This window comes from Streptomyces sp. SID13031 (assembly GCF_010548305.1).
GTDB lineage: Bacteria > Actinomycetota > Actinomycetes > Propionibacteriales > Kribbellaceae > Kribbella.
In genome coordinates this window covers 398,337-417,535 of record NZ_JAAGLV010000001.1, presented here as the reverse complement: position 1 = coordinate 417,535, position 19,199 = coordinate 398,337, and the positions used below count along the sequence as shown (strand labels likewise).

General features: G+C 68.5%; 16 protein-coding genes, 1 tRNA gene and 1 pseudogene. 7 read left to right on the top strand and 11 right to left on the bottom strand.

Annotated elements, in window-relative coordinates:
- Positions 1-92 precede the first annotated feature (92 nt).
- From G3I17_RS01885 to G3I17_RS40315, 5 genes and pseudogenes are all read left to right on the top strand, one after another.
- The gene (locus tag G3I17_RS01885; RefSeq protein ID WP_164593275.1) at positions 93-1,244 is read left to right on the top strand and encodes a histidine kinase; all 1,152 of its coding nucleotides are present in this window, start codon (positions 93-95) and stop codon (positions 1,242-1,244) included.
- On the top strand, positions 1,241-1,894 hold the full coding sequence (locus tag G3I17_RS01880; RefSeq protein WP_203589605.1) for a response regulator transcription factor: 654 nt from the start codon (positions 1,241-1,243) through the stop codon (positions 1,892-1,894). The genes G3I17_RS01885 and G3I17_RS01880 overlap by 4 nt, the downstream gene beginning before the upstream one ends.
- Before the next feature lie 95 nt (positions 1,895-1,989).
- Complete coding sequence (locus G3I17_RS01875) at positions 1,990-2,877, top strand: hypothetical protein (protein WP_164593270.1); 888 nt, start codon at positions 1,990-1,992, stop codon at positions 2,875-2,877.
- A gap of 117 nt (positions 2,878-2,994) precedes the next feature.
- Complete coding sequence (locus tag G3I17_RS01865) at positions 2,995-3,756, top strand: MFS transporter (RefSeq protein ID WP_203589702.1); 762 nt, start codon at positions 2,995-2,997, stop codon at positions 3,754-3,756.
- A gap of 91 nt (positions 3,757-3,847) precedes the next feature.
- Positions 3,848-4,114 (top strand): annotated as a pseudogene (locus G3I17_RS40315) (ATP-binding cassette domain-containing protein); the annotation flags it as partial.
- 442 nt (positions 4,115-4,556) lie between these two features.
- Here the strand turns inward: G3I17_RS40315 and G3I17_RS01855 are convergent.
- The 7 genes from G3I17_RS01855 to G3I17_RS01825 form a co-directional block, all read right to left on the bottom strand.
- Complete coding sequence (locus G3I17_RS01855) at positions 4,557-5,837, bottom strand: glycoside hydrolase family 125 protein (protein WP_164593268.1); 1,281 nt, start codon at positions 5,835-5,837, stop codon at positions 4,557-4,559.
- A gap of 7 nt (positions 5,838-5,844) precedes the next feature.
- Positions 5,845-7,092 carry an ROK family transcriptional regulator gene (locus G3I17_RS01850; RefSeq protein WP_343238182.1) on the bottom strand — a complete coding sequence of 416 codons (1,248 nt, stop codon included), beginning with the start codon at positions 7,090-7,092 and terminating at the stop codon, positions 5,845-5,847.
- Between the two features lie 116 nt (positions 7,093-7,208).
- Positions 7,209-8,786 carry a hypothetical protein gene (locus G3I17_RS01845; RefSeq protein ID WP_164593264.1) on the bottom strand — a complete coding sequence of 526 codons (1,578 nt, stop codon included), beginning with the start codon at positions 8,784-8,786 and terminating at the stop codon, positions 7,209-7,211.
- Positions 8,787-8,824: 38 nt separating this feature from the next.
- Positions 8,825-9,841 (bottom strand): hypothetical protein, encoded by a 1,017-nt coding sequence (locus tag G3I17_RS01840; protein ID WP_203589603.1) that lies wholly within the window; start codon positions 9,839-9,841, stop codon positions 8,825-8,827.
- A 1-nt stretch (position 9,842) separates the two neighbouring features.
- Positions 9,843-11,033, bottom strand: a complete 1,191-nt coding sequence (locus G3I17_RS01835) for a cysteine desulfurase-like protein (RefSeq protein ID WP_164593262.1) — start codon at positions 11,031-11,033, stop codon at positions 9,843-9,845.
- Positions 11,034-11,096: 63 nt separating this feature from the next.
- Positions 11,097-13,214, bottom strand: a complete 2,118-nt coding sequence (locus G3I17_RS01830) for a hypothetical protein (RefSeq protein WP_164593260.1) — start codon at positions 13,212-13,214, stop codon at positions 11,097-11,099.
- A 2-nt stretch (positions 13,215-13,216) separates the two neighbouring features.
- Positions 13,217-13,288, bottom strand: a tRNA-OTHER gene (locus tag G3I17_RS01825).
- A 172-nt stretch (positions 13,289-13,460) separates the two neighbouring features.
- Here G3I17_RS01825 and G3I17_RS01820 point away from each other — a divergent pair.
- Entirely contained in the window at positions 13,461-14,411 is a 951-nt protein-coding gene (locus G3I17_RS01820) for a DMT family transporter (protein WP_203589602.1), read from the top strand.
- Positions 14,412-14,479: 68 nt separating this feature from the next.
- Entirely contained in the window at positions 14,480-15,133 is a 654-nt protein-coding gene (locus G3I17_RS01815) for a hemerythrin domain-containing protein (protein ID WP_164593256.1), read from the top strand.
- Here the strand turns inward: G3I17_RS01815 and G3I17_RS01810 are convergent.
- The 4 genes from G3I17_RS01810 to def are packed head-to-tail and all read right to left on the bottom strand — an operon-like array spanning position 15,123 to position 19,027.
- Complete coding sequence (locus G3I17_RS01810) at positions 15,123-16,121, bottom strand: DMT family transporter (protein WP_203589601.1); 999 nt, start codon at positions 16,119-16,121, stop codon at positions 15,123-15,125. The two genes, G3I17_RS01815 and G3I17_RS01810, sit on opposite strands and share 11 nt — an antisense overlap.
- Positions 16,122-16,158: 37 nt before the next feature.
- Entirely contained in the window at positions 16,159-17,544 is a 1,386-nt protein-coding gene (locus G3I17_RS01805; protein ID WP_164593252.1) for a transcription antitermination factor NusB, read from the bottom strand.
- The gene (fmt, locus tag G3I17_RS01800; protein ID WP_164593250.1) at positions 17,541-18,482 is read right to left on the bottom strand and encodes a methionyl-tRNA formyltransferase; all 942 of its coding nucleotides are present in this window, start codon (positions 18,480-18,482) and stop codon (positions 17,541-17,543) included. The genes G3I17_RS01805 and fmt overlap by 4 nt, the downstream gene beginning before the upstream one ends.
- Positions 18,479-19,027: a peptide deformylase gene (gene def / locus G3I17_RS01795; protein WP_164593248.1), complete on the bottom strand. Its 549-nt coding sequence runs from the start codon at positions 19,025-19,027 to the stop codon at positions 18,479-18,481. Before def ends, fmt begins: the two co-directional genes overlap by 4 nt.
- Positions 19,028-19,199: the final 172 nt, after the last annotated feature.

Below are 19,199 nucleotides of genomic sequence, written 5' to 3'. Positions count from 1 at the left end.
GGCCGCAGGGTTGGACAGACCCCGCCTCAAGTCGGCGCGGCACCGACTTTGGTCGGTGGTGGCGAGTGTCCGGGCGGCCTAGTCTCGGCGGCATGGACGAGATCTGTAGCCGGTCGAACCGCACCCGCTGGGCGAACGTTGCCGCGGTGGGTGCCCTCGGGCTGCTGTCTGCGCTGACGATCTATGGCCGGCAGTCCAGCGACTTCCAGCCCCGCTGGCTGATCCTCGACGCCACCGTCGCGATCGTTGCCTGCGGCCTCATTCCCGTACTGTCCCGCTACCCGGTCCAAGGCGCGCTGGCGCAGGCCACGCTGGCAATGCTCTCCCCCGCCGCTACCCCGCAGTCGACGGCCGCCACCCTGACCGTCGCGCTACGCCGTCCGCTCAAGACGGCCACTCTGGTCGCCTTCGCAGGAGTCGCCGGGCACTTCGTGCAAGGCATCTGGCGCCAGATCGACGGGCTCGACCTGCTCTGGTACGCCGTCCTGGACGTCGCCGTGCACGCTGCCCTACTCGGCTGGGGCCAATGGGTCCAAGCTCGCCAGGCCCTGCTCAACTCGCTGCGAGAACGCGCTCTCCGAGCCGAGAACGAGCAAGGCCGCCGAGTCGCCGAGGCCCGAACGCTGGAGCGCACCAAGATGGCGCGCGAAATGCACGATGTGCTTGCGCACCGACTGTCCTTGCTCGCCACGTACGCCGGAGCGCTCGAGTACCGTCCGGATTCCTCGCCCGAGAAGCTGGCCAAGGCGGCGGGCGTGATCCGTGCGGGCGTCCATCAGGCGCTGGAGGAGTTGCGCGAGGTGATCAGCGTGCTCCGCGACAGCGAGATCGACGAACTCCCCGGCGGGCGCCCCCAACCGACCTTCGGCGACCTGGCCGGCCTCGTCGCCGAGTCGCGTGACGCCGGCACCGAGATCCGGTACGCCGAATCCGTCGTCGCGGCAGAATCGTTGCCACCGGCAACCGGGCGGACGGCGTACCGGGTCGTGCAGGAAGGGCTGACGAACGCGCGCAAGCATGCGGCCGGCCATCCCGTCACGCTCGTCATCGACGGCGAGCCCGGTGAGTCGCTGCGGATCGAGCTGACCAATCCGAGCGGGAACGGCCTGTCACTGACGCCGGGGAGCGGTACCGGGCTGATCGGATTGACCGAGCGGGTGCACCTGGCCGGCGGCACGCTGGACCACGGGCGAGCAGCCGATGGCCGGTTCCGGCTGCAGGCCTCGCTACCGTGGCCGTTATGAGCGAGACGATCCGGGTGCTGGTGGTGGACGACGACGCGTTGGTGCGGGCGAGCCTGGAGATGATGCTGGACGGCGCGAACGGGATCGCGGTGGTCGCCCAGGCGGCCGACGGGGACGAGGTACCGGCAGCGATCGACGCGCACTTTCCGGACCTGGTGCTGATGGATCTGCGGATGCCACGCGTCGACGGGATCGTCGCGACCCGGCGGCTGCGGGCCCGGAAGAACCCGCCGGAGGTGATCGTGCTGACCACCTTCGACACCGACGAGAACGTGCTGCATGCGTTGCGCGCCGGGGCGAGCGGCTTCCTGCTGAAGGACACGCCACCAGCGCAGATCGTCGAGGCGGTACGCCGGGTCGCGGCGGGTGACCCGATCCTGTCGCCGGCGATCACGCGGCGGCTGATGGATCAGGCGGCGACTCAGGCCGGCGCGCATACGCAGGCTCAGGAAGCGCTCTCGCGGTTGTCTCCCCGCGAGTACGACGTGATGCTGGCGGTCGCGCGTGGCAAGGCGAACGCGGATATCGCGACCGAGCTGTACATGAGCGTGGCGACAGTAAAGGCGCACATCTCGCACATCCTCGGCAAACTCGAACTAGGCAACCGCACCCAGATCGCCCTCCTGGCCCACGACGCCGGCCTCGCCTGACCGGCCGATTCAGATCACGAGGTAGCGCGCAACTTTTGCGGCGGAGACCGCATCAAGCTCATGAGGAAACGCCAGGAGCGAAAAGGACAACTCATATGAGCTTGAAACGAGTCTCCGCACTGATCGTGGCGGCCTTGGTCGCCGGTACGACCGCGATTCCGGCGAGCGCGACCCCGACGGTCGCGACCGGGACGACGGCCGACCCGTGCAGTATGGCGGTCGGGGCGTTTGACGCGGAGGGAAACACCGGTGGGGCGTCCGTGGTGGCGACCAAGCCGCCGACGGCGGATCCGTCGTCCGGCAAGGTCAAGGTGTTCCCGCTCAAGGAGAGCTCGACCTGGTACGTCAGCGCGCTCACCAGCCAGTACTGGAAGTACGGCATGGTGATCAGCGGAAGCGGCCTGTACTACGTGAACATCCTCTGGGACTCTGGCGAGCCGGACCCGAAGGTCACGTCGCGCCGGATGGGTGGCGGCTGGGACCGGTTCACGCAGATCGAGGAGTCCAGAACCGCGTATCTCAAGCGGGCCAGCTATTTCTACGGCCTGCGCGACGACGGCGTGCTGTTCCGCTGGGACCTCAACGGTTTCAAGGCGCTCGGCTCGTACCTGGGCTTCGGCTCGGTCAAGACGATGACGATGATCAGCACGACAGCCACCTATGACACGCTCCTCGCCACGACCCGCGGGGGCGCGCTCTACACCATCCGGATTCCGGCGACGTCACCGATGAAGCCCATCGTGAAGCAGGTCCGGGCCCAGGGCTGGGGGAGCTTCGACTCGCTGGTCGCCGTCAGGTGCGGCAAGCAGAGCACGCTGCTCACCGCGGTAGACCACGACACCGACGCCGCCTACCTCTACGCCGTAGGCCACGCCACCGGCCCCACAACCCCCATCCAGAACCTGGGCAAGATCCCCACCCCCTTCCCAGGCACCACCCACCACGGCGTCGTCGGCGAGACCGAGGACCTGTTCGGCGAGTAGCCCCCTCTCCGACGTCCACGTGGTGATCCTGACGACCTTCGACCTGGACGAGTACGTCTTCGAGGCGCTCCGGGTCGGCGCGAGTGGGGGGCATTCAGCGTCACCGCCGGAGCCACTCTGCTCGTCTTCGGTCTGGTCGAGGGGCCCGAGCTCGGTTGGGATGATCCGCTGGTCGTGGTGGCTCTGCTGCTGGCGATCGCGCTGCAGGCCCTTTTCGCGCTGGTCGAGTCCCGATCGGCGGATCCGTTGATGCCGTTCAGGTTGTTCCGCAATCGCAGCCTGACCGTCGGGATGACCATCACCTTCCTCTTCATGGGGACGTTCGGGGTGCTGCCCTACTTCCTGACGGTGCTGCTCCAGACGGTGCATGACTTCAGCGCCCTGCAGACCGGGCTCGCCTTCCTGATTCCGTCACTGGCCATCGCCTTCGGGACGCAGCTCGGCGAGCGGCTCACGACCCGGAGCGGTACTCGCTCGACCCTTCTGATCGGCTTCGCCGGTGGGGTGATCGGCACTGCCGGCCTGGCGTTCGGCTTCGACGCAGGAACGAGTTACGCAGCACTGGTGCCCGGTCTGATCGTGTCGGGGGTCGGGCAGGGCATCATCTGGACGGCGATGTGGATCGCGGCCTCCACCGGTACAGCAGCTGAGGAGCAGGGGGTCGCCAATGGAATCGCCTCCACCACCCTCAACCTCGGAAACGCGATCGGGCTGGCGGTCTTCACCGTCGTCGCCGATCTCGGCATCGAGGGTAAGTCCGCCGAGACTCTCCGCGTCGCGATCGCGGACGGGGGATTCCTGGTCGTCCTGCTGTCCGCCGGAGTGATGGTGATCGGCTTCCTGATCACCCTGGCCCTCCGGCCAGTCGTTGCGAGGTAGGCCGGCAAGCGGCCGGTACTCCCGTGGCGGTAGGTCCGGTCGCTCCCGGCGGGCGACGCGCTGACGGGGTCCTGACCGGCACTGTCGAGGCATGAACGCAACCGCTGCTCCACTGGTCGAGGTCTCGGGCCTGACCAAACGCTATGGCGACACCTTGGCCGTCGACGGTGTCGATCTGACGGTTCTGCCCGGGGAGGTCTATGGCTTCCTCGGGCCGAACGGTGCCGGCAAGACCACCACGTTGCGGATTCTCACCGGGCTGATCACTCCGACCAGCGGTACGGTCCGCGTCCTCGGCGGCGCGCCGGGCCACTCGCAGGTACTGGCCCGGACCGGTTCGATGATCGAGTCGCCCTCGGAGGTACTGCGAGGTGTCTTGCCAGAACGCGTTATGGACAACACGATCGGCGGCTTCCCGGTCTTCGCGGGAGCGCTCGCTCTGTGCTCGGGCGGCTCACCCTGCTGGCCGTCTGGGTGCTCGGTATCTTCACCACCTGCGCGCTGTGCAGCATCGGGATCGCCGCGGCGGAGAACGCGCCGATGGACTGGCCAGGCCCGCTCACCCTGCTGACAGGACTCGCGGGCGGCTGGCTCGTCCTCACCCTGTGGTGTCTCGCCGGTGCTGCGCTGGCCGTTGCCTTCCGCAACGTTGCGCTGCCGACGCGCCTCCCGGAGTATGGGAGGTCGTGTCGGGAGATCGCGCTCTCCTGACGACGCTCGGCTATGTCGCCGTCTTCGTCGTGCTGGCCGTCGTCACCACCCGCCGCCGCGATGTCAGCTGACGGTCAGCTGGGAGGGGGTCAGCTGAGCATGCGGCCGGCGTGGCTGAGGCAGAGCTCGCAGAACATCGCGTTGGCCCAGGAGAACCAGTCGCGGGTGAAGTTCGCCGGGTCGTCGGTGTGGAACGACTCGTGCATCTGGCCGGTACCACCGGTGGTGTCGCGGAGCAGCTCGAGCAACTGCTGCCGCTCCTGCGCCGACGTGCTGGTCAGGCCCTGAACGGCCAGCGCGATCGGCCAGATGTGGTCCGGCGGGGTGTGCGGGCTGCCGATCCCGGCACCGTGAGTACCGCTGTAGTAGTACGGGTTCTCCGGGCTGAGCAGCAGCGAACGGGTCGCCAGGTAGGTCGGGTCGTCGGGCGCGGCGAAGCCGGTCATCGGCGCCGACAGCAGGCTCGGCATGTTCGCGTCGTCCATCAGCAACCGCTCCCCCGAACCGTCCGCCTCGTAGGCGTAGACCCGCCCGAGCGTCGGGTGGTCGACGGTACCGAACCGGGCGATGCCCTCGTCGATGGAGAACTTCAGCTCCTTGGCCCGGTCGCCGAGCGTGGCGTCACCGAGCACCTCGCCGGCGATCGCCTCCAGGTAGCCGAGCACGACCGAGGCGAACATGTTGCCGGGCACGTTGAAGCCGTGCTCGGTGGCGTCGTCGCTCGGCCGGAAAGCGCTCCACGACATCCCGGTCGGCCGGGTCAACTGCCCCAGCCCCGCGCGGATCAGCGAGTCGCTCGGCCGATCGTCGTGCCGCTGGAACCGGTACTGCGACTTGCCTTCGTGGTCCTGCTCCGTCGTCCACAACTCGAGGATCGCATCCGCTGCGACCCGGAACCGGTCGTCGATCACGTCGGCCCGACCAGTGATCCGCCACAGCCGATAGGCCAGCTCGATCGGGTAGCACAACGAGTCGATCTCGTACTTGCGCTCCCACACCCACGGCGACATCTCGGTCTCGTCGGTGGTGTGGCCGGCGCCGTTCGCCTCCCGGTTGAAGGCGTTGGCGTACGGGTCGATCGCGATGTACTCGAGCTGACGGTGCAGGACGCCGATCAGCACGTCCTGCAACGCCGGGTCGTCGGCGCAGAGCACCAGGTACGGCCGCAACTGGGCGGCGGAGTCGCGCAGCCACATCGCCGGGATGTCACCGGTCAGCACAAATGTCGTACCGTCCGGCAGCCGTTCCGCGACGGCTGGCAGGTTCTCCGCCATCGACCGGTGGAACATGTCCGCGATCACCTGGTCGCCGGTCGCCTGACGGACCTCCTCGGTGGCACGGGCGAGAACCTCGGGATCGATACCGGTCATCAAAGCATCACCTTTCAGCGGACCCGACTACGACAGGTGGAGCGCTCTCTGCGGGTCCGAGCAGGAGCACTGAAGGGTTGGGAGAGAATGTATGGTCCAGCACCAGGCTGGCCGCACCCACCGCGCCGACGTCCGCGCCGAGCGCAGTGCCGGTGACGACGAAGGGGTGTACCGAGCGGACCAGGAAGCGCTCTTCCAGCGCCGCCCGGACCACGTCGACGAAGAAGGGCGCGAGCTGGTCCCAGTGTGGGCCGCCGAACACCACCCGCTCGAGGTCGAGCAGGTTCGCGATGTCCTCGACCACCTTGGCGATCCGGTTCGCGAGTGCGGTGATCAGCTCGCGCGCCACCCCGGGGCCTGCGGCGGCCTGGTCGCACAGCTCGGCGAAACCGAGGTCGACGGCGTGCCGATCGTCGAGATCGATGCCTTTGGCAAGCACTCCGGCCTGGACGGCCTGCTGGACCAGATAGCGCGGCTGGCTCGACTCGCCGACGCAGCCGCGGCGGCCGCAGTAGCAGAGCGGGCCGTCGGGATCGACGATCACGTGGCCGATCTCGCCGACGTTGCTGCTCGAACCGCGGACCACCTCGTCGCCGATCACCAGGCCTGCTCCGACGCCCGTACCGAGGTAGAAGAAGAGGAAGCTGCCACGACCGTTCGGCCCGCCGGCCCACTTCTCGGCCGAGGCAGCGGCGGTGACGTCCTTGTCCAGCAGGACTGGCAGGCCGGTCCGCTCGCGCAGGGCATCGCGCAGCGGGACCAGGTGCCAGGCGCTCAGGTTCGGCGGGTCGATGACAACGCCGCGCTCGACGTCGATCGGACCGGGCGCCGCGATACCGACGCCCACCACGCGGTCGCGTGGTGCGCCGGCTTCGGCGATCACCTGCTCGACTGTGGCAGCGATTCCCGCGATCAGGACGTCAGGGTCGTCAGAGGCCGGAGTCTCGGCCCGCTTGCGGACCACGACCTGCCCGGTCAGATCGAGGACGACTGTCGTGACCACGGCCGGGTCGAGGTGCACGCCCACGGCGTACTGGCCGGTGGGCTCCAGCTCGAGCAGCGTGCGTGGCTTGCCGAGGCCGGTACTTTTCTGGCGGCCGGCCTCGCGGACCAGGCCCGCGTCGAGCAGCCGGCGGGTGATGTTGGAGATGGCCTGCCCGGACAGTCCGGTGGCGGCCGCGATCTCGACCCGGCTCAGCCGTTCGTCGGCCCGCCGGATCGCGTCCAGCACCACCGTGTCGTTGAATCCACCCACGCGATCGAGATTGGTACCCCGGCGGACCACGGCCGGCGGTTGGTCACTACTCACCACTCCCCCTGTCTTTCGCTGCACGGTGTCGCTGCACAGTCCTCGCTGCCAGGGCACGCTCCTCAGCCTGCAGCCGGGTCCGCGCCCCACGGTCGCGACCAGGTGTAGCGAACCGTGCCGGTGCTGGCACGCCAGACGGCGGGCGTCGTGTTCACCAGCCAGTCGAGCGGCTCGATCCCACCATCCGCGGCGTTGCCTCCACTGAGCGCCAACCGTATACCGTCGCCAAGATCGTGGTCGGTCTGCGCGGTCCGTGCGGACGGGTCGACGGAGACGAAGAGAGCGCTTCCCGACCTCGCCACGAGATCGAGGAACTGCCGGTTCAGCTCCCACGGCGTCTGCGGCGTGCACGGCACGCAGTCGGCGTCGACGGTGAAGAAGCGGCCGTGTTGCGGCAGCCGGAAGGCGAGCGAGTTGACACCCATCTTCCGGGTCCGCTCCCAGTCGCGGCCGGACGTGTCGTCACCGGTGCGCTGGACGTCGACGAGGCCGGCGGCGAGATGGCCGACGGTGTTGCAGCCGATCAGTACTACGCCCTCGGCGGCTGCCCGGATCTCGCGGTACAGGTCGAGGATGATCTCGGCGGTCGTACGGGTGGGGTCGTGGAACTGCCAGCCCTCGTCGGTCAGGCGAGCGCCCATCGCCGGGCCGAAGCGGCCGAACAGGTCGTAGGTGCTGAAGTCGTGCTTGACCAGCTCGAACCCCCAGTCCTTGAAGCGCCGCAGGTCTGCTCGGACGAGGTCGAGCACTTCCGGGTACGACGGGTCGAGGGCGCGCCCGAAACCGTCGGACTGGCCGGTGCGACCCCACGGGCCCTGCTCGCGGGACAGCAGCGGACGGAACCAGAGGCCTGGGCGAGCGCCGATCTCTTTCACCGCCGCCGCCGTCCTTGCCATGTCGTCGAAGAGGCCTGAGATACCGCTCTCCCAGGGGCCGCCGGAGCCGTTGCCACCGGGGTTCCAGCCGTCGTCGACGACGCTGAACGGTTTGACCGGGTGGCCGTCGGCCAGCTCGACCACGGTCGCGGCGTCTTGCAGGACGGCCTTCTCGTCGAAGCCTTCGCCATAGGCGTAGTACCAGTTGTTGGCGCCGACGACTGGGCCGAGGTCTCTTGGGGTGATGCTCGCGCTCATCGCTTCGACAGCGGCGTGGAGGGTGCGCCACGGAGTAGCGGCGTCTTCGAAGCGGCGGACGACGGCTGCGGTCAGTTGGCGGCCGTTGAGTTGGGTGGGGCCGCCGCCGTTGCGGAGGTCGAGCCAGAGCGTGAAGCCGGTCTGGTCGACGGTCCAGGAGCAGAAGGCGCCGGGATGGACGTCGACGCCGGCGCCGAAGGTCTTGCCGGTCTTCTCGTCGTGACCGAGCCAGTACCACGGCAGGAACCGGTCGGGCTGGAGATGGCGCCACTGGAGATCGCCGTACGAGCGCTCCCAGGCGTCGCCGAGAACGAGAGCGCCGACCGGAACGGGCTCGTCCCAGCGCAGCGCTACGCGCGAAATGCCGCCCGCGGCGGAGACGAGCACGGCGCCGCCGCTGGCGGTGACCTCCGCTCCGCCGGCCGTCCAGCGGCCGACGGACAGCGTGGCGGTGAGCAGGTCGCCGGTGGGGTCGGGCTGGATGAAGACCTGGGTGGGCTCATTCACGGGAAAGAGCCTACCCGGATTTAATCCAGAGAGTTGATTTAGTACGTCTTGTAATAGATCAGCTCGCCGGACTCACCGGAGCCCGCGCCTTCGCTCGGGATGAAGAGGGTCATCACCAAGGCGGGTTGACCGTTGGGGGCTCGTAGTGAGGTGACGGTCGGGTTGGCGAAGGCGGTGCTGCCGGCGTTGGTGTGGATCGTCGTCCGGTCGGCATTGCCGGTCTGGTAGTCGAAGACGAAGGTGCGCCAGGAGCCGAAGTCGCCCTTCGTGTACTGGCCCTCGATCAGGCCGAAGCTGTAGCCGCGGAAGCTCACCTGGTCGCGGTCGCCGATGTTGCCGCCGACGCCCCAGTGCAGCAGGGCGTTGTCGAAGTTCGGCTGGGCCGAGGTGGTCCAGGAGTTGAAGTTGGTCAGCCGGCCGCGTTGCTGGCGGTCGCGGTCGCAGTTCCACCAGTAGTGGCCGCCGAGGTCGATCGTCGAGTGGTCGATGTCGGGAGAGAGCGTGATCCCGTAGATGTTCGGCGTCCCCTCGGCGCAGGACGAGAGCCGCCGGGGCGCGTCGAAGGATCGCGTCACCCGGCCGGCGAGCAGGTCGGCGCGGTTGGCGTAGTACCGGAAGGCGAGATGGTTGTTGCCACCGCCGGCCTGCTCCTGTTCCCAGGCCATCACGAAGCCGCCGTTGGAGGCCTGGGCGATGGTCGGTTGGGAGGCGGGGCCGGTGTTGCTGCCGGCGAGTTCGCGGACCCAGTGCCAGTTGAGCAGGTCGGTCGAGGTGGCGAGGTTCACCCGGAAGTGGCCGTCGCTCGCCAGGTGGTGCGAGACGGCGAGGTAGCCGCCGGTGGTGTCCTGGATGATCTTCACGGTGTCCATCACGTGGCCGGCGTCGTCCTTCACGCCGTACCGCTTGCCGGTGGCGCCGACCACGTCCTCGACGATCCCGCGCAGCTCGGCCCGCGCCGGATCGGAGACAGCGGTGGTACCGGCGGTGGCCAGGGTCGCGGGCGTTGCGATGGCGGTCAGTGCGAGAGCTGCGAGCAGTAGGCGGGTGGTACGCATGTCAGGCCCCCAGGGATTCGATCGCCTCGACCAGTCGGTCGACGTCGGATTGATTCGTGTACGGCGCCAGGCCTGCGCGGACTGCGCCCGAGTCGCCCAGTCCGATGTGCCGCGACGCCTCCAGCGCATAGAAGGAACCAGCCGGTGCGTTGACGCCCGACTCGGCCAGCTTGGCGGCAACGGCTCGCGACTCCCAGCCGTCGACGGAGAACAACAGCGTCGGCGTACGCCGCTGCGCATGCCCGTAAAGCGTGATCCCGTCGATCGCGGCCAGCCGGGTCTCCAGATCGGAATGCAACCCGTCCTCGTGCGTTTCCAGCACCGCCAGAGAACTCAGCAACCGTTCTCTGCGATCTCCGGAGCCCGTTCCGGAGAGATCCGCGAGGAAATCCACCGCGGCGGTCGTCCCGGCGAGCAGCTCGTACGGGAGCGTGCCGAACTCGAATCGCTCCGGCACCACATCACTTGCCGGAAGCAACTTGTCCGGCCGTAGCCCGTCCAGCAAAGCGGGCGCCGCCGAGAGCACGCCGCAGTGCGGTCCGAAGAACTTGTACGGCGAGCAGGCGTAGAAGTCGGCGAAGGACGCGTCGATCGGGGTGTGCGCGGTGAGGTGCACGCCATCGACGTACACCAGCGCGCCGGCCTCGTGGACGAGCGTTGCGATGGCCTCGACGTCAGGCCTGGTACCGAGCAGGTTGGAGGCAGCCGTCACCGCGACCAGCCTGGTCCTCGATGACAGGAGGGGTGAAATGTCGTCGAGTTCGGAGGTCCCCGGATCGAACTCCAGCCACCGAACGGTCGCACCAACCGCCTCGGCCGCCTGCACCCACGGGCGGATGTTCGCGTCGTGGTCGAGGCGGGTCACGATCACCTCGTCGCCGGGTCCCCAGTTCTTGGCGAGCGTACGGGCGAAGTCATAGGTCAGCTGCGTCATGCTCCGACCGAAGACGATGCCGCCCGGGTCGGTGCCCAGCAGGTCGGCCATCGCCTGGCGGGCGTCGAGGACGATCCCGTCCGCTCTTCGCTCGGCGGGCGTCAGCTGTCCACGGTTGGCGAGCGCCGAGACCATCGTGGCGGCGACCGCATCGGCCACCACTTGTGGCGTCTGCGACCCACCTGGTCCGTCGAAGTGCGCGGCTCCCTCGGTCAACGCCGGGAATTGCTTGCGGACAGCCTCCACGTCAAAGCCCATGGCGCCCATCCTGCCCCGAGGACCTGCCGGGCGTTGACGATCGTGTGTCGCGGTGCGCCCCCGTCAGGGGTAGAGCATCCAGTGCCGGTTGGTGGTCCAGCCGAGGAAGCGGCGGGCGGCGGGTTGGCCAAGCAGGACCTGGTGAAGGTCGGCGAGCACCGGATCGAGGCGGCGGGAGACCGAGGCCGGCTTGTCCACGGTCCAGGTCCAGCCGAGGAAATCCAGCCGTTCCTGCGGTGCGCAGAGGGAAAGGAAGAACATCAGCTGACGCCAGGCGTAGGCAGCATCCTTGATCGTACGGAGCGGGCGCGGGTTCTTCTCCACGGCTTTGAGCTTCGCGATGACGCCGGCGAAAGCGCGGCGGGACAGGTCTGGCCAGTCGAGCTCCAGGTCGAGCGCGATGACGAGGGCGGCGAGGTTGTGCGTGGTGAGGATCTGCGCCTGTTCGATGATCTTGCCGTTGCCGGCGACCGATCTCGCGGGCTTCTCACCGGCCGCCGCATATGCCTGTTGGACGAAGGCGTCCTGCCGCTGGGCGGGGTGCGGCAGGCCGAGCCAGCCGGCGTAGTCGAGGGCGTAGTACCGCTCGTACGGTGTGTCCTGCAGCAGCGCGGCAACCAGATCGGCGGACTCGGCGTACTTCGGGGAGAACTTGCCCTCGAAGATGTCGGCGGCGAGCTCCTCCGTGAGTGGCAGGACGATCCCCGCGCTCTTGACCAGCGACCGGAACTGCTCGACGAGCGGGTTGGGCAGGATCGTCGCGGGGAAGCCGGAGATCGCTGTCCCGGAGAGCTCCTTCAGCATCGTCCGCGCGGCCGCCCGGCTGGTGTCGCTCGGCGTCTGGACGCGCTTGACCGCCCGCACCCACGGCAGTTCGTCCATCCGCACCTGGCGCTGAAGATCGAACAGCAACACCGACCGCCGGCGCTGGAACGCCCGATAGGTCGCCGCCATCAGCCGTCGCAGCGGCTCGTCCTGATAGGCCAGCGCGGTCGTTACGCCAGTGAGCTGAGGGACCAACTCGGCCAGCACCTCGGCCGAAGGCACCACCCCCAGCTCGATCAACTCCCCAACGGTCCCCCGCCGCCCCAACATCACCTTCCGCCACAAACCCTCCGGAACCCTGTCCCCGACCTCGCCCGCGGTCCAGCCGATCGACTGGTCGAGTGAGGCCAGCTGGGTCGCCAGGGTGGTGGCGAGTTCGTGATGGAGGGGGCGGCTGGCTTCGGTGTGCTGGGAGCTGCGACAGGCCTCGAACTCGGGGGTACCAGGAGTGCCCCGGCGGGTGAGCATCGAGTCGACCGCATGCTGGAGGAGGCCTCGGCGCCGGGCTTTCAAGCCCTTGGCCAGGGCGTCTTCCAGGGCCAGGCGGAGGATTGCCTGGTTCTCCTTGGGACGTTGGTGTTTGGTGCACAGCGGGTGCTCGGCTGCGAGTACGGCGTACCGGTCGAGGAGTTCCTGGCCGCGTTTCCGCCAGCCGGGCGGTTCGGTGGCAGCTACCTGGCCGTCGACGCAGGTGGTGAGCCAATGGGTGAGGAGCTCGTCGGCAAACGGGTTCCAGATGGTGAGTGCTTCGCGCTGCGTCTCGACCCGGAGGTTGCGCGGGACCGTCTGGAGGGACTCCCGTACTTCGCCGACCGTGCGCCGCGAGACGATCGAGGGGTCGACGTCCGCAGTACCGGGGACTGGGGCGAAACGGAGGCGGTCGGCGTACGGGCGGATGGTTTCGAGCACGTCGAGCGCGGCTGCTCGATCGCCGGCGCGGATCAGCCAGGCAACCGTCAGTAGCGCGGCTTCTTCGGGGACGTTCACGGAGTACTGGCCGCTGTCCAGGCGGGCTTGGAGCTCGGCGAGGCCGGCGTCGGTCAGATAGTGAGCGAAGACTCGTGCGCGGTCAGGAGCGATAGCGGCCTCGTGCGGCTGCAGCGGTCCTTCCGACTTGGCCACACCGGTCGCGAAGCCGCCCTTGACGACCTCGAGCGTCACCCAGATCGGGAAGCGCCGCACCGGCCGCCGGCTGCCGATCGCCAACTTGCCGCTGCCCATGCCCTCGAGCACCCGGCGCCAGCTCTTCACCCGCTTGTCCGCCCGGCGGCGCGTCGCAGCATCCTCATGGCTCAGCGCTGTCGTGAACGCCTTGGCCAGCTGTCCTTCTGGATATCCCGCGGTGATGTCGTTCATTGCCAGCGTGGCGGGTTCTGCCCCCGCGCCCTCAGGGTCCAAGCCCTGTGCTCTAGCTGCTGAGCTACACGCTGTTCCCGGCGTACTTCGAGTCCGCCGCGAAGGAGCAACGCTAGTGCAACGGAGGGTCATCGGCGACCCAATTTGTGCGGCATTGCTCGCGGTTGCCCAATTGCGGGCAGAAAGCGGAAATTGTCGGTGCCATGCTGCAAGATGTCAGGAGTGAGCACCCCATCGACTCCTGACATGCCGCCCGTCCGGTCCTGGCTGCCGACCATGCTTGCCCTCGGCGCGATCTGGGGCTGCAGCTTCCTGTTCATCTCCGTCGGGGTGCGCGAGTTGCACCCGGCGTACCTCGCGCTCGGCCGGGTGATCGCGGGCTCGCTCGTGCTGCTCACGATCCTGGCGATCAAGCGCGAGTCGTTGCCCCGGTCACGACGGGTCTGGGCACACAACTTCGTCGCCGCCGCGATCGGCTCGGCCATCCCGTGGACCTTGTTCGGGTACGGCGAGCAGCGCGTCCCCTCGCTGCTCGCGGGCATCTGGAACGGGATCACCCCGCTGGTCGTGCTGCCGATCGCCGTCTGGGTGCTCCGGACCGAGAAGTTCACCCTGCAGCGCGTTCTCGGGCTGCTGATCGGCTTCCTCGGCATGCTGGTCGTGCTCGGCGCCTGGCAGCTGCACGGCGGCTCGGACCTGACCGGCCAGCTGTTCTGCATGGCCGCCGCGGTGGCCTACGGCATCGCCATCCCGTACCAGAAGAGGTTCATTGCCGGCAGCAACCTGTCCGGGACGTCGCTGTCGGCGAGCCTGTTGCTCTGCGCAACGGTTCAGCTCGCGATCGCCGCCCCGCTCCTGACCGGGCAGGCGCCGCCGGCGCCGTCGTCGCTGTCGATCGAGGTGATCGGCAGTGTGATCGCCCTGGGCGCGCTCGGCAGCGGCGTCGCGTTCGTGCTCAACCTCCGGCAGATCCGGCTGATCGGCGCGAGTATGACGGCGATGGTCACGTACATCATGCCGATCTTCGCGATCGTGGCCGGTGTGATCGTGCTGCACGAGCGCCTCACCTGGTACCAGCCGGTCGGCGCCGCGATCGTGCTGACCGGGGTCGCGGTGTCCCAAGGGGTCGTCAGGTCGGTCCGATCGGGCAGCCGGCCGAAATCCGCTGTCGAGCCGGCCCCTGCCCCAGTACCGTGAAATCGCGGCCTACGCCGGTCGTGGGGACAGATCGTCCGGCGTCAGGGCCCGTAACGGGGAGGAAGACCATGAGTACGACCGCAGTGCCCAACACCCACGAGATGGTGATCATCCATCGCGTGTTCCGGCGCGAGTTCCGGCTGCTGCCCGACCTGATCGGCCACGTGGCCGTGGGCGACACCGAGCGCGCCGCGCTGGTGGGCGAGCACCTGACCGACATCGTGAGCTCGCTGCATCACCACCACGAGGGTGAGGACGACCTGCTCTGGCCGCCGCTGCTGAAGCAGGCCACGCTGGAGGCCGACCTCATCCACCGGATGGAGAGCCAGCACGCCTCGCTGTCGACCGCGCTCGACCAGGTCGACAAGCTCACCCCGGCGTGGGCCGCGACGGCGAACCAGGCCGATCGCGACGCCCTCGCGACCGCGGTGCGCGACGCGGCGGTCGTGCTCGAAGAGCACATGGGCGAGGAGGAGCAGGAGATCCTGCCACTGGTCCGCGAGCACCTGACGGCCGAGCAGTGGAACAAGCTCGGTGAGCGCGGCGCCAAGTCGATCGACGACAAGCGCAAGCGACTGCTGTTCCTGGGGATGATCCTCGAAGACTGCTCGCCGGCGGAGGAGCGGGATTTCCTGAAGAGGATGCCGGCACCGGTGCGAGTGCTCTGGAGACTGATAGGCCGCCGTTCGTACGACGGTTATGTACGGCTGATCAGGCGTTAGCTTTTCTGAGGTTGGGCACGGCTGCCACGACCACGGCGACCAGAGCGAGCAGTGTTCCGGCGACGACCGGGAAGGTGACCGCCTGGTCGGAGGCCGGGGCGAACAGGTCGATGACGAGGCTGGCGATCAGCTGACCGGCGATCGTGCCCAGTCCGAGGACGAAGACGCCGACCACCCGGACGACGGCTGCCGCCGAACTGATGAAGATGACGCCGCACAGGCCGCCGAAGTACAGCCAGGGGTTGGACGGCAGGCTCTTCGGTGCGCCCCGCACGATCAGGTCGACGATGAAGACGACCAGTAGCGCACTGAAGCCGACCAGGAAGTTGATGACGCCGGCCGCTACAGCTCCGGAGGCATCGATCGCCGCAGTCTGGGCCACTCGCCCGTTGATGGCCTGCTGTACCGCAGTACCGATTCCAGCCAGTGCAGGGAGTACTGCGAGCAGTAGGCCGGACGGATGGTCCAACCGATCAGACACAGCCAGTACTACGGCCACCATCGCGACAACCGCGCCGGCCACCCGTAGTGGCGTGTAGGCCTGAGGCCCGGCCGGCCCGAAGCCCAGGCGGTCGACCACCAAGCTGCTGGCGGCCTGCCCCGCCACGCCGGCGACTGTGAAGATGGCAACACCGATCACTGACACCGTGATCGATTGGGTGGCGACCAGGAACGCACCGGCGACTCCACCGATGCACTGCCACCACCGGAGCAGGCCACCGCCGTCGGAGGGCGACCTGATGGTCCACCAAACCCGGCCCACCGACCGGCGGACCGGCGGGATCACCGCACAGCCGACCAGCAGGACGACGAGCCCGGTGCCGAAGGAGATCAGGGCGGCCGGAATGCCGTCCCCGAGCTCCTGGCCGAGTTCGCCGTTCAGGCGGGACTGGATCGCGACCAGCATGCCGATACCGAACGCCGCCGTCAGCCCGATGAGCTGGTACTGCTGGGCACTTCGGGCAGGGCGGATTTCGGTCGCAGTCACTACTCCATCATGACCGTCCGACCTCATGCACCTGACATCAGGTCCGTCTGATGAGCGCCAGATACATCGCGTCGGTGCCGTGCACGTGGGGCCACAACTGCACGTCAGGGCCCTCTCCCAGCGACGGCACGTCCGGCAGGAGCGCGCGAGCGTCCTCGAGCACGGCGTCGCTGCGCTGTGCCAGTACTGCGTCCACCACCTCGCGCGTCTCCATCGGGTGCGGGGTGCACGTCACGTAGGCGACTACTCCGCCCTTGCGGACGGAGGTGATCGCCGAGTCGAGCAGTTGCTCCTGCAACGGGCGCAACTCGGCCACGTTTTCCGCAGTACGACGCCAGCGTGCCTCCGGGCGCCGTCGCAGCGCACCGAGCCCACTGCATGGCACGTCGGCGAGCACTCGGTCGTACGAGCCCTCCGGCCAGGTCGGCTTGGTACCGTCGCCGACGAGCACCTGGTGGTTCCCAGGCACAGCCCGCAGGTTGGATCGCACCAGCTCCGCACGGTGTGGCAGCGGCTCTATCGCTGTGATCGCTGCGCCCCGCTGGCGACCGATGGCCGCGAGCAGAGCGGCCTTACCGCCCGGCCCGGCGCACAGGTCCAGCCACTTGGCGTCCCTGCCCTCTAGCGGCGCCATGGCGAGCGCAGTGGCGACCAACTGCGAGCCCTCGTCCTGCACTCCGGCCCGCCCGGCGGAGACGGCCGAAATCTTGCCGGGATCGCCTCCACCTTGCAGTACAGCGGCGTACGGCGAGTAGTGCGCCCTGGTTGCTCCGGCCACGATCAGCTCGTCGAGGTCGGCCAGTCCGGGCCTTGCCACCAACGTCACCCGCGGCGGCTCATTGTCGGCATCGAGGAGGTTGTCCAGCTCATAGCCCTCGGTGTGGAGCGCGTCGGCGAAGGCCTCGACGATCCAGCGGGGATGCGCCTTCGCGATCGACAGGAATCCGAACAGGTCGTCGTCGGAGTGCGGTGCGACGTCGACGATCCACTGGTCGAACGTGCGCTGGCTGACCTTACGCAGTACTGCGTTGACCAGACCGCTGCGGCTCTGACCGGACACCACGCGAGTCAGCGTGACCATCTCGTTGACGGCGGCATAGGAGTCGACGCGCATCCTGAGCAGCTGGTGCGCACCGAGGCGGAGCAGGTCGAGCAGCTCCGGATCCAGCTCGCCGAGTGGGCGCGAGACGCTGCGCGCGAGGATCGCGTCGTACGTGCCCTGCCAGCGCAGCGTGCCGTGCACGAGCTCCGTGCAGAAGGCGGCGTCGCGGCCGCTCAGCCGCTGGTCGCGCAGCGCCTTGTTGAGGGCGAGGTTCGCGTAGCCGTCCTGGGACGAGACCTGCCGGATCACCTGGTAGGCGACCTGGCGGACCTTGTCAGGACGGCGCTGCGGTGCCGTGTTGCGTGGACTGCGGTCGCTCACTCTGCCTTCGATTCCGGACCGACACGGTCTTCGGGGGTGATCCGTACGCCGCGGGCCCAATCTGGGGCGGCCATCGGCTTCTTGCCTTGCGGCTGAACCGTCACGAGCTTCAGCACCTTGCTTCCGGTACCGACCTCGACGCTCGACTTGGTCGCGCGTAGCTCGCCGGGCTTGAGGTCGTCGGTTTCGGTCAGATCGACGTCGAGCACCTTCAACCGCTCGCCGCGGAACGTCGTCCACGCGCCCGGAGCCGGGTTGCAGCCACGGACCAGCCGGTCGACGCGCTGGGCCGGTGCGGTGAGGTCGAGCTCGGCGTCCTCGACGTTGATCTTCGGCGCGAGCGTGACCCCGTCCGCCGGCTGCTCAACGGCCACCAGTGCGCCTGCCTCGATGCCGTCGAGGGTGTCGACGAGCAGCTTGGCGCCGGACACCGACAGCCTGGTCAGCAGGTCACCGGACGTGTCCTTCGGGCCGATGCGCTCCGTCAGTACGCCGTACACGGGACCCGCGTCGAGCGCCTTGACGATCCGGAACGTGCTCGCGCCGGTGACGTCGTCTCCGGAGATGAGCGAGTGCTGCACCGGCGCGGCGCCGCGCCAGGCCGGTAGTACGGAGAAGTGCAGGTTGATCCAGCCGTGCGGCGGGATGTCCAACGCGGCCTGCGGCAGGAGCCCGCCGTACGCGACCACTGGGCAGCAGTCCGGCGCGATCTCGGTCAGCCTGGCGAGGAAGTCGGGATCGCTCGGCTTGACCGGCTTGAGCACCTCGACGCCGAGCTCCTCGGCGTACCGGGCGACCGGGGAGGCGACCAGCTTGCGGCCGCGGCCGGCCGGTGCGTCCGGGCGGGTGACGACGGCGACCAGGTCATGGCTGCTGGCAACGATCGCGCGGAGCGCGGTGACGGACACCTCGGGGGTGCCGGCGAAAACTACTCTCACAGGCCGAATCCGTTCATCGGGTGCGGGGAGACCTTGATCTGCGGCGGGCCGGACAGCCCGGACCACTCGGCCTCGCGGATCGCCTTCATCGCGGCCTTGCGGGTCACGGTGTCCAGCCGGTCGACGAACATGATGCCGTCGAGGTGGTCGGTCTCGTGCTGAATGCAGCGCGAGAGCAGGTCCGAGCCTTCGATCACCACCGGGTCGCCGTACATGTTGAACCCGCTCGCGATCACGCTCATCGCGCGGCGGCAGTCGAAGGTCAGGCCGGGGAGCGACAGACAGCCCTCGGGGCCGAACTGCTCGTCGGCCGACAGGCTCAGCTCCGGGTTGACCAGGTGGCCGAGCTCACCTTCGACGAAGTAGGTGAAAACGCGCAGGCCGACGCCGATCTGCGGCGCGGCCAGGCCTGAGCCGGGAGCGGTCTGCATGGTCTCGGTCAGGTCCGCCACCAGCCGGCGCAGCTCGGCGTCGAAGTCGACGACGGGGTCGGCCTTGGTGTTCAGAACGGGATCGCCGAACAGGCGGATGGGTTGGACCGGCACGCAAACTCCACAGCACTCACCGAAGGGGGACCGGGCAAGTCTAGTGGTCCCAGCGGAGGCGCTCCGCAGCCCGCCTATCGTCGCTGTCAGCGACCACCCCCCTCCACATTGTTGCCACAAGCACGTACTGTGGTCTCAGGCGTACCAACAGTCACTACCGTCACACGCCCAA